Source organism: Methanosarcina sp. A14, assembly GCF_001729375.1.
Lineage (GTDB): Archaea > Halobacteriota > Methanosarcinia > Methanosarcinales > Methanosarcinaceae > Methanosarcina > Methanosarcina barkeri.
This window is the reverse complement of record NZ_LZPK01000060.1, coordinates 1-10,397: the sequence shown is the minus strand read 5'-3', so window position 1 is coordinate 10,397 and position 10,397 is coordinate 1. Positions and strand designations below refer to the sequence as shown.

Genomic DNA, 10,397 nt, shown 5'->3' with positions numbered 1-10,397 from the left:
AATAAGAGTTAGAATAATCCCAGTTTCTGAAAACAACTGAATACTTTATTAATAAATGCAAACTAAACTAAAATGTAATAAAAAGGTGAACCCTCTAGGGTTACCCTTTCAGTTCTTTAATTATCAGTTCGCGTGCAGTTTTTGCGTCTGCCGTACCTTTTGTCTTTTTCATGACCTGTCCCACAAGGAAGTTCAGGGATTTCTCCGTGCCTCCAAGATAGTCCTGTACTGCAGCTTCATTTTCGGCGATTGTTTCAGCAATTGCTTTAGTCACCAGGTCGTCTTCGGCTTTGAAAAGGCCCTTTTCTTCGATAATCTGGGACGGGGTCTTTTCCTCCGCAGCATCCAGCATAGTTCGAATGACTTCAACGGCAGCCCTGTCACTGATTTTACCTTCGGCAAAAAGGTTAACCAGTTCTACCATATCTGAAACCTTAATGGAATTCTTTATCCCTGGGTCTTTTGCGTGGATAAAACCTATTTTCTCCCCGTCATAAGAAGAGATTTCAAGGTCACGGTAATTTAATTCTCCAAGGAAGACATCAGCCGTCCAGGTAGCTGCAATCTTTGGATCAACTCCTTTTGCACAGACGTTTTCATAGAAGTCGGCGAGCATAATCTTTGACGTAAGAGACTTTGCATGCATATCCGTAATTCCGTACTGCTCTATGAAGCGAGCACGTTTTGCGTCCGGAAGTTCAGGTAGAGTCTCCTTAATTGCAGGAATCCAATCGGTAATGCGCATAGGCATAAGGTCGGGTTCGCGGAAGTAACGATAGTCTTCAGCTTCTTCTTTTGTCCGCATTGAAAGCGTTACGCCCCTGCCTTCGTCGTAATGTCGAGTCTCCTGTGAGACTTTTCCTCCACGCCGGATTACATTCTTCTGGCGCATAATCTCATAGAGAAGAGCTTTTTCAACTCCTTTATGCGAGGAGATGTTCTTAACCTCAACACGGGTACCCCAGTGGACTGAAACGTTTGCATCCACACGCATTGCTCCTTCAAGGTTGCCGTCAAAAACATCCAGATACTCAAGGATATTCCTGAACTTATCAAGGAACCTTCTAGCTTCTTTGGGGCTGCGCATATCAGGTTCTGTAACAGTCTCAATCAGAGGCACGCCTGATCTGTTATAATCAATAAGGACACCTTTTGAATTCTCTATACTTCCGATGTGCACAAGTTTGCCTGGGTCTTCTTCCATGTGGGCTCTTGTAATCCCTACCACATGTTCTCCGTCTTCTCCTTCAATTACGACTTTTCCATTGCTTACAATTGGGAAATCATACTGCGTAATCTGAAAACCTTTGGGAAGATCAGGATAGAAATAGTTCTTCCTGTGGAACTGTGTCTCTTCTGCAATCTCTCCTTCAAGGGCAAGCCCTACTTTAATTGCAGCTTCTACTACTTTTTTGTTAAGAACCGGAAGTGTTCCCGGAAGGCCCAGACAGATTGGACAGGTGTGAGTGTTTGGGGCTGCATTGTGGTAGTCTGTAGAGCAGCCGCAAAACATCTTGGTCTTAAGTTTATTAAGCTGGATATGGATCTCAAGCCCGATTCGTACTCCGTCAGGATTTTCATAAACCATTTATGCCACCTCCGGAGGTCTCTTTGTGTGATAATCAGTATTTTGCTCGAAAGTATATGCTGCACGCAGCACAGCAGGCTCATCAAATGGCTTGCCCATTATCTGAAGCCCTATTGGAAGACCGTCAGTGAAACCGCAGGGCACGGAAAGTGAGGGTACGCCTGCAAGATTGATCGGGCAGGTATTCACATCCGAGAGATAAAGGGTAAGAGGATCTTCAATCTTTTCTCCTATTTTAAAAGCAGGGTTTGGCATAGTTGGAGCCATAAGCACATCAACTTTTGAGAGAGCCTTGTCAAAGTCCTGCTTAACAAGAGTTCTGACCTTCAGGGCTTTTAAATAATACTTGTCGTGATATCCTGCTGAAAGGGCATAGGTTCCCAGGAGAATTCTTCTTTTCACTTCTGTCCCAAAGCCCTCAGCTCTCGTCTTTGAAACCATAGCATGCCAGTTTTCACCGCTTGCTCTATAACCATAACGTGTTCCGTCAAATCTTGCAAGGTTTGAGGATGCTTCACTCATTGCAATGATATAATAAGAAGCAAGAGCATACTTTATATGAGGCATAGAAACCTCTTCCCAGGACGCTCCGAGATCTTCGCATTTGTGTATGGCGTTCCAGACGGCTTTTTCAACATCTGGATGAATACCTTCTCCGAAAAACTCTTTTGGAACCCCGATTTTAAGCCCTTTTACATCTTCGATAAGAGCTTTCTGGTATTCGGTTTTACTGTCAATTGAAGTGGAATCCTTACGGTCATAACCGGCTATAACATCCATCAGCACTGCAATATCTGTCACATTGTTTGCAAGAGGTCCGACCTGTTCAAGAGAGTTTGCATAAGCCACTACTCCATATCTGGAAACGGATCCATATGTCGGTTTAAGTCCAACAACCCCACAGAAAGCTGCAGGGCAGCGTACAGAACCTCCTGTGTCAGAACCAAGGGCAAAAGGAGCTTCTCCTGCTGCAACAACTGCTGCACTGCCACCGGAAGACCCACCCGGTACTCTTTCAAGGTCCCAGGGGTTTGCAGTCGGTCCAAAATAGCTGGTTTCCGTAGAGGAACCCATTGCAAACTCATCCATGTTGGTCTTTCCTAGAATCACGGCACCTGCAGCGAGAAGCTTTTCAATAACATGAGCATTGAATGGCGGAACATAGTTCTCAAGGATTTTAGAACCGCAACTGTTTGGCAGTCCAACTACGGAAATATTATCTTTTATTGCAATTGGTACACCTGCAAGAGGGCCATCGTGCCCCTCAGCATCAATTTTCTTCGCCTGCTCAAGAGCTTTTTCAGAGACCGTTATATAACCATTAACTTTGCTCTTTCCTATAGTCTCGAGATACTGAGCTGTTACTTCCTCGGCTGAGCTTTCCTTAATTTTCTCTTTTACTTGTGCAACACTCATCCACTTTGCCATTAAAAATCCTCCTCAGCCTATCTTCGGAACTCTGAAGGCTCCATCCTGTTTGTGTTCGGTGTTTTCAAGAACAACTTCCTGCGGGAGACATTCTTCTTCCACATCATCCCTGAACACGTTATGAATCTCAGCCACGTGGTAAGTGGGAGCTACATCTTCAGTCGGCAACTCGTCAAGCTGTCCGAAATACCCCAGCACTGAATTAAGTTTTTCCATATGTTCAACTGTTTCCTGTTCGCTAATATCAATGCGAGCAAGCCAGCCGATATGTTCTACATCTTCTTTTGTGATCATAAAAGTCCCTCAAAAATAGAATAATCCTGAATAAATGCCGTTGGTTGCTGCATAATATAAATAGATTAATGGGATAAATATATATTCATCATCCTCCTGCATCAGTTGCCGCTCTCGAGTTCCTTCACCCGAGTTCCTTCACCCGAGTCTCGTCTCGGGAGGACGGTGCCCTTTTCGCTCACTTCGTTCACTCAAGAGGGCTGAATTATGGTCAAGATAAGCTCTTTATTCAATTTGCTAAGGAATGCTATCTTATAAGACAAAAGGAATTTTTGAAGTTGTGGTGGCAGCGAGTAAGTTTTTACTGGCTGCCGAATATGTCTTTAAGGTCGTTACTTTTTTTGCCTTCTGTTGAGGTCATACATCTGGACTTTTTTCATTTTTGCCAGTTGAGTACTCTTTCAAGTTCGTCGTCGGTAAGGTGTCGTGCTTCAATGTAACCGTTGTCTACGGCTCCATTGAATATTTCGTCTCCCAGGGCTGAACCGGTAAGGACTGTAGTCCAGCCTCTTGGGCTGCCAACTTCGCCAAAAGAGAGATCTGAGTTTTCGGCAGTAAGATCCGTACAGAAACGACAGGATGAGCTCCTATATTCATCAAATTCGTTGAGGTCGAAGATTTGTTGTTTTCCGTCTTTCAGAGTAACCTCAAACTTCCCTTTCCGAGTTTTCATGGCATCTACATTTTCCAGCGTAATTCCATAACTTTCCAGTACTGCTTTAATTCCCTCATAGGAGAAGGTATCCATACAAAAGAGCCCGAGTTTGAGAACCTTTGCTCTCATAAAGAGATGTAGAAATCCATAGGAACTTTTCTGCATTTTAGTGACTGCATCAATATTACAGCTTGTCCCTACGAACGCAACACTGTTCATTCCCTGTTTAATTGCGCTCATAAGAGCTTCAAGCGTCATTGAATGAGAATAGATACTGCCGCTACTCTCAAGGATCTCTTCCCTTTTCCTTGTAACTACTGGTACAGGTTTCCAGGGCTCTTCTTTTTAGCGGGTAGTAACTACAGCAGAGTCAATTAACCCTTCATCAAGGGCATACAAGAGTAGAGATGTCACAACTCCTCCATCCTGTCCCTTTATTTCGGGAATAGCAGATCTTGCTGCATATGCGAAGCGGAAACTCCCTATAAGTACCTCTTCTGTGGTAATGGTTCTCGTACACTGGTAGTAGCAGACTCCGCAGGCTTTACAGGGGCCTACCAGTTTTGGTGCGTCATGCTTTATCGTTATATATTCTCAACTTGCTGCGCAGGCTCCGCAAAGAGTACATATGCCTGGTTTTATAATGTCCTTTTTTAACTTTCCAAAGGAAATTCTTTCTTTCTCACTAAGATTCCGTTTGAGTCGAATTACACTTTTTTCTAGAGCATCGAATTTCTGTTTGCATTCGGAACTGCAAAAATAGTAGCTTTTCCCCCCATAATCCGAAAAATACTCAGTATTGTCAAATATTATTTTTTTACAAATAGAATCTAGCGGCATTAAAAGCTTCCGATGCAGGTTACACGAAAACTTCAGGAAATACCATAAGTGCAATCAAATGCGTGACTCACAAAAGAATTTGATGCTAGTCTTAAAGGATATTGATCTTGTAGCAGTGAAGTTAATAACTAGTTAAAAGAGACTGATTTATATAAATTTTATATAATTATAACTTTTATATTTATTATCTCTCTGATTTTTACTTTTTTACATTTTATGGGATTTCCACCAAAGACCATTAGATGAATGAATACTTAGATTATTGCTGATTTTTCAGCGATGTACTCAGTTATTGTATTCTTTCATTTTATTCCTGTTTTTCCTTTACTTCTCTTCTCTTCTTTTGTTTCCTTTTTCTTGTTTTCTTTCCCTCTTTTATTTTCTTCCCTTTTTCTTCTTGTTTTTCCTTTTCCTCTTCCTTTTCTTCTTGTTTTTTCTTTTCTTCTTCCTTCTCTTTTTCCATTTCCTTTTCTTTATTTTTCAGATATATTTTCTTCTCGTAGTATGCCAGAGGATGACTGATTTTTTCACACAATCGGTCTTTACCTATGCAGTTCCCATAGGTTCTCATGGTGTCACATGCAGGAGGTTTGTATACGTTTCCTGTTGCGCCTGCGATATGTTCTATCTGATAAAGGGTTACTTCAGCGTCAAAATCAGGAGATACATTGAAAAGGTTAAGAATTTCATCTACTGACATTCCCACACTGAGCAGGAAGGAGGTCATGGCAAAGCGCATAGAATGGGCAAGATTTACTCCACCCTGTACGTTTGCAAGGGCATGGGATATACAGGGAGGAAAGAGGTCTGGTTCCACTACACCAAAGTCCGTTGTTCCGAATTTTTTCTTGTGGACCTCAAATTTATCTTTTATTTCAGCAACATAAGGCGCGCAGAAACTTGATACTTCAGAAGGGATTTTGGGGATGGGAAATGATTTTTCTATTCTTTCTTTGATTGCTTCTTGAAGAAGTCTTACAAAGTCTTTTTTCGTAACTACGACCATTCCGGATCTAAGCTGCCGATTTGTTAATTTCCAGACTGGTTCCCTTATTGAGGAGGAAAAGCGTATGTAGTCTGCAAAATGCATACTGAACTTTAACTCTTCGGCTTCTGCTTGAATTCCAAAATCCTCCCCAAATTCAAGCAAAAAATCAGTACTTTCTTTTTCGAGCCATTTTGAGGCTGCTTCTGCTTCTTTAAGTGCGTATCGCTTGGTGAATAACTGGTCATCTACACAAGCGACCAGAATTTGAGCAAAAGGATAAGATAGAGTTTCGGAAAGAAGCCAGCTTTCATCTTTTATGAGCGTTTTTTCAATCTCTCCTTCGATGGATTGCATTACTCTTTCCATCCCGCGAACTCGAGATCTCCGAAAGGCTGGAGAATTAAGCAAACTCTCTAACGAGACTCTAAGGCTTTCTACATAAGCAGATACTTCTGAAGCAAATGGGTAAAGAGCAATATGTTCCTCGTCCATTTCAGTCCGACTCAATTCTTGGAGCCAGGAGGTAAGAAATCCTTCCTGAACCATTCGCAATTTCGAAATCTATGAGTATTGGGAAGTCTTTTCCAAGGGAGAGAGTAACTTCATTGACTTTGTTTGTGGGTTTAACTATATCGGTCAGATAATCCAGAGAGAACAGAGAACATGCTTCGCCTGCTTTCAGATCGATTAGCTGATCCCTACCCATTTCGAGACGGACCTGATCGGTATCGCCTTTTGCTTCCATATAGAATGTATCGTCCGAAACTCCCATAAGCATATGGTCACTTATTTTTTCGGCAGCTTTAACAGCACGTCTGAGGTCTGCACCGTTAAGGACTACTTTGGCAGGCAATTCGAGTTGTGGAACTCTTGGTTCTGCTCGAATCGTAGAAGGATCGAGAAGAGAAAGTGTATAAGACAGCCCTCCGACATCAATCAGGAGTTTGTGATTTTCTTCCTCAAGTTCCATCCGGACTGTGTCATTCTTATCCGCAATTCCCAGTAGGTCTGTAATCTTGTTCAGGTCGACTCCGATTTCACATTCATCAGCGTTATACTCGTCGAAAGCAGATGATCCAAGCTCGAAAATTCCCATTGCAACATTGGCAGGATCAACGGCTTTTACCGAAATACCTTCAGGGTTTATTTTGAATCTGACCTCATCTACAATTACAGCTAGTGCGGCAACCGCGTCTTTCAGAAGCTCTGCATTAATTGCTGCCTTAAACATATTTTTTCTCCAATAATAAATTTAAATCTAAACTCTTTATTACCCTTGAGATATATAAATTTCTTTACAGATTCCTAAATTCCAGCTCATCTTTAAAAAAATTAACTATCAGAATTTGACCAAACAGGGTTTTGGAGTCAGAAAAACCATTAGATTCAAACTCCTGATAACTATATAAATCTTGGTCAGAATTCAGGGTGGCTTCAGGTTCTGCGTGAAGCAGAAAGGAAGCTCCTGATGAAGCTGTTTTTCCGGGAAATGTACTCTTCGAGGGGGAATAGAAGGGCAATTAAATCTTAGTCGTATTCTCTCCAGGTAAATCCGCATTTCGTACACTTGAAGAAGCGAGTTTCGGATTCATCGGCAGATCTAAGTTGTCTGAGCCACCAGGCTGCAGTATTATTCCCACATTCTGGGCATTTTGCACTTGTTGTCGGCAGGCCTGAAGTCTGCTCACCTTCCAGAACTACTATCTCATGGTCATCGATCTTGTCTTTGGAGACAAAGCTTTTTTCATCACTTTTTATAGGTATTATGTTCCCGCATTTTCTACACTCGTAGTTCCCGTTTTTAGGAAACATCATACTTTTACATTTGGGGCAGAATTGCATTAATATCACTTTTTGCATCGTTTATAATTTTATTGTGGTCAAAAGCCAGTTCAGGAATAGAATCAAGCTCGAAAAGATCGGCGGAGTCTGCATCAGATCCGGATTTCAGCTCTCCGGAACCCTTTGCAAGGTAACATACTGAAACCGTATGACCTCTGGGGTCACGGTCGGGATCGGAATAGACTCCTACAAGTTTGATAAGCTCTACAGAAAGGCCTGTTTCCTCAAAAGCTTCCCTTACTGCTGCTTTTTCTGTAGTTTCCCCGATTTCTACGAAGCCGCCAGGAAGGGCAAATTTTCCCTTATATGGGGGATTTTTTCTCTTCACAAGCACAAGCCGGTTTTTAAAGAGGATTACGGTATCAACGGTTAAACTAGGAGTTTTGGGTTTCATAAAACGCCTTCGTATTTCCTTTCCAGGAGATCTCTTTTTCCGCCACCAATCCCTTCTGAATTAGCTTTCCCGGCAGGAACGCCAGAATGAAATAATATTATTATTATACATAACGTAGAAATTCTTCATCTTATTTCAATTTTGACATTGTAAGTCAAGTTCCTGTCAAGCAGAAAAATCCCTTATGTGGTTGCTTCTCTTAAATGTTTCCCTTTTATCGAAACAAAAATTTTCTGTTCCTGAATCTCTTCAATCTCTATGTTTTTATACAAACGAGAAAATGTATGTAATGCTTTGTTTGTAACGTTATTCTTCTATAAAATGTATGTAATGATTTGTTTGTAACGTTATTCTTCTATAATAGGAATATATTTCTTATTTGCAGGCTCAATTACTCGGTATCGTGGGATCTTGACATCTAGAGGTAATAATTCTATGTTTCTTTATCAATATAGAAAGTAATGATAGAGGTAATAATTCTATGTCTCTTTATCAATATAAAAAGTAATGATAAAAGTAATAATTCTATGTTTCTTTATCAATATAGAAAGTAATGATAAAAGTAATAATTCTATGTTTCTTTATCAATATAGAAAGTAATGATAGAGGTAATAATTCTACATCTCCTTATTAATATAAAAAGTAATAATAAAAGTAATAATTCTACATCTCCTTATTAATATAGAAAGTAATAGTAAAAGTAATAATTCTACATCTCTTTATCAATATGAAAAGTAAAATCCATAAGCTTTGAATTCCTAAATACTAACGATTATGAACTAATTTGACTTATTGGAAACTTATTTAAATATTTATTAATTATTTAGACAAGTTCATTTGTCGCTTTCCGGAAACTTCATAACTTGCCCGAGGCTTTCTGAGCTTTCAGAATAAGAAATATAATATTCAAAACTAAACTTTACCTCTGGCAAAAAAGGTGCGTAAAAAATGATAGAAAGTATACTCTGGCTCGCAGTCGGGTTAATGGTTGCGTCATCCGTCATCCCCAGAACCTCTCGGGTTCGTAAACTTGTTGGAGGGATTGGATGGGGTGTATTTTCCATCCACTGGAGTTATCAGCCTCTTCATTATCTCGAAATTATGGACTATGCCAATGTGCTCTTAACAATAGTAGTAGCTCTGTTTTGTCTACTTGTAGCATACATCATGTTTCTAGAGTACAGAAAAGGTCCTCTAAGGATAATAAATAATAGAGAAGTGCTGCACTCAAAATTTTCATCTCAGGGTGAGGCTGATTCCCTTGACATAACCTCGATGCTTACAAGTGCCAGTGCACTCGGAGCTCTTGTTTATTTCCCGTTTGCGAATTTCGCCTTTCTGAATACCTGGATTATAGGAGGGGTTACTTCTCAAGTTCTCTGGGTTCTTCATTATTTAGAGATCCCTGCGTACATGAAAGCCTGGAATATGATATCACTTAATGGGTATACAGTAGAAATCATTCTCGCCTGTACGGCGATTGAAAGTATTGCTCTCTTTATGGGGCTTATAGGTGCAGTGAGAGCTCCCCTTAGTCGCCTGGTTATGGCGTTTATTGTGTCAGTGCCCGTGATCTATGTACTTAATCTTATCCGGGACATTTTCGTAGTAGTTGCTTATGGAGAGCAATGGTTTGGGGCTGACAGCTTTATAATTGCGCATAACTATATCGCAAAGGCGGGTTCAGGCATTGCCCTCTTTATAATTTCATATGCAGTACTTCGGATTCTGCCAGAACTGTTCGGAATGATTGATGGCCTCTGGGTCATTCTTTCTAAAGAATTGAAATCTCTTCTGCGCAGGCCCGAGGGGGATTAAGACAAATGCTTGCAAAAGGTTCGGAACCCTGGCTTTTTACAGCTGTGTCTATTACTGCATTGTTTGCAATACTCTCCAGAGCAATAAACAGCTCTCATTTAAACCACGTTGCTTACATGGCAATGGCACTGACTTTCTTTATGGTTCTTTTTTTCAGAGACCCCGAAAGAAAGGTTGAAGTTTCGGACACTTATATGGTTTCCCCGGCCGATGGCACTGTTATAGACATTCGAGACCGGAAAATCTGTATTTTCATGTTTCTCCAGAATGTACATGTAAATAGAGCTCCTATTTCGGGAAAGATCAGAGAAATAACTTACAAGAAAGGTGGATATCTTCCCGCTTTCTGTAAAGATTCTGAAAGAAACGAAAGAAACGAGTTTATTATCCACAGTAAGTATGGGGATGTTAGTGTCATGCAGATTGCAGGCACAATTGCCAGGCGAATAGTCTCTTATTCTCGAGTAGATGATAACATCGAGCAGGGACAGCGCATTGGGATGATTCGCCTTGGATCCAGAGTTGACGTAACAATCCCCAATAACTTTGA

General features: G+C 40.8%; 9 protein-coding genes and 1 pseudogene. 2 read left to right on the top strand and 8 right to left on the bottom strand.

Annotated features, from left to right (window positions below):
• Nucleotides 1–100: 100 nt before the first annotated feature.
• The 8 genes and pseudogenes from gatB to A9239_RS03955 all read right to left on the bottom strand — a co-directional run bounded on the left by gatB (nucleotide 101) and on the right by A9239_RS03955 (nucleotide 8,029).
• Nucleotides 101–1,588 carry an Asp-tRNA(Asn)/Glu-tRNA(Gln) amidotransferase subunit GatB gene (gene gatB / locus A9239_RS03995; RefSeq protein WP_048120711.1) on the bottom strand — a complete coding sequence of 496 codons (1,488 nt, stop codon included), beginning with the start codon at nucleotides 1,586–1,588 and terminating at the stop codon, nucleotides 101–103.
• On the bottom strand, nucleotides 1,589–3,016 hold the full coding sequence (gene gatA, locus A9239_RS03990) for an Asp-tRNA(Asn)/Glu-tRNA(Gln) amidotransferase subunit GatA (protein WP_048120710.1): 1,428 nt from the start codon (nucleotides 3,014–3,016) through the stop codon (nucleotides 1,589–1,591).
• Nucleotides 3,017–3,028: 12 nt separating this feature from the next.
• Nucleotides 3,029–3,310 carry an Asp-tRNA(Asn)/Glu-tRNA(Gln) amidotransferase subunit GatC gene (gene gatC, locus A9239_RS03985; protein WP_048120709.1) on the bottom strand — a complete coding sequence of 94 codons (282 nt, stop codon included), beginning with the start codon at nucleotides 3,308–3,310 and terminating at the stop codon, nucleotides 3,029–3,031.
• 332 nt (nucleotides 3,311–3,642) lie between these two features.
• Nucleotides 3,643–4,805, bottom strand: a pseudogene (locus tag A9239_RS03980) (Coenzyme F420 hydrogenase/dehydrogenase, beta subunit C-terminal domain).
• Between the two features lie 307 nt (nucleotides 4,806–5,112).
• The gene (priL, locus tag A9239_RS03975) at nucleotides 5,113–6,285 is read right to left on the bottom strand and encodes a DNA primase regulatory subunit PriL (protein ID WP_048120708.1); all 1,173 of its coding nucleotides are present in this window, start codon (nucleotides 6,283–6,285) and stop codon (nucleotides 5,113–5,115) included.
• Nucleotide 6,286: 1 nt separating this feature from the next.
• Entirely contained in the window at nucleotides 6,287–7,024 is a 738-nt protein-coding gene (locus A9239_RS03970) for a DNA polymerase sliding clamp (RefSeq protein ID WP_011305902.1), read from the bottom strand.
• Between the two features lie 296 nt (nucleotides 7,025–7,320).
• Nucleotides 7,321–7,635: a transcription factor S gene (locus A9239_RS03960; protein WP_048120705.1), complete on the bottom strand. Its 315-nt coding sequence runs from the start codon at nucleotides 7,633–7,635 to the stop codon at nucleotides 7,321–7,323.
• Nucleotides 7,613–8,029, bottom strand: coding sequence for an NUDIX hydrolase (locus tag A9239_RS03955; protein ID WP_048120703.1), 417 nt, complete (start codon nucleotides 8,027–8,029; stop codon nucleotides 7,613–7,615). Before A9239_RS03955 ends, A9239_RS03960 begins: the two co-directional genes overlap by 23 nt.
• 948 nt (nucleotides 8,030–8,977) lie before the next feature.
• Between A9239_RS03955 and artA the strand changes: the two genes are divergently transcribed.
• A complete protein-coding gene (gene artA, locus A9239_RS03950; protein WP_048154048.1) occupies nucleotides 8,978–9,847 on the top strand; it encodes an archaeosortase A in 870 nt (289 codons plus the stop codon).
• A gap of 5 nt (nucleotides 9,848–9,852) precedes the next feature.
• Nucleotides 9,853–10,397, top strand: a 545-nt coding sequence (locus A9239_RS03945) for a phosphatidylserine decarboxylase (RefSeq protein WP_069575226.1), incomplete at its 3' end; no start/stop codon positions are given.

Coding starts and splice junctions, on each gene's coding strand:
- gatB (WP_048120711.1), bottom strand. CDS start 1,588: ATGGTTTATGAAAATCCTGACGGAGTACGAATCGGGCTTGAGATCCAT.
- gatC (WP_048120709.1), bottom strand. CDS start 3,310: ATGATCACAAAAGAAGATGTAGAACATATCGGCTGGCTTGCTCGCATT.
- priL (WP_048120708.1), bottom strand. CDS start 6,285: ATGGACGAGGAACATATTGCTCTTTACCCATTTGCTTCAGAAGTATCT.
- A9239_RS03970 (WP_011305902.1), bottom strand. CDS start 7,024: ATGTTTAAGGCAGCAATTAATGCAGAGCTTCTGAAAGACGCGGTTGCC.
- gatA (WP_048120710.1), bottom strand. CDS start 3,016: ATGGCAAAGTGGATGAGTGTTGCACAAGTAAAAGAGAAAATTAAGGAA.
- A9239_RS03955 (WP_048120703.1), bottom strand. CDS start 8,029: ATGAAACCCAAAACTCCTAGTTTAACCGTTGATACCGTAATCCTCTTT.
- A9239_RS03960 (WP_048120705.1), bottom strand. CDS start 7,635: ATGCAATTCTGCCCCAAATGTAAAAGTATGATGTTTCCTAAAAACGGG.
- artA (WP_048154048.1), top strand. CDS start 8,978: ATGATAGAAAGTATACTCTGGCTCGCAGTCGGGTTAATGGTTGCGTCA.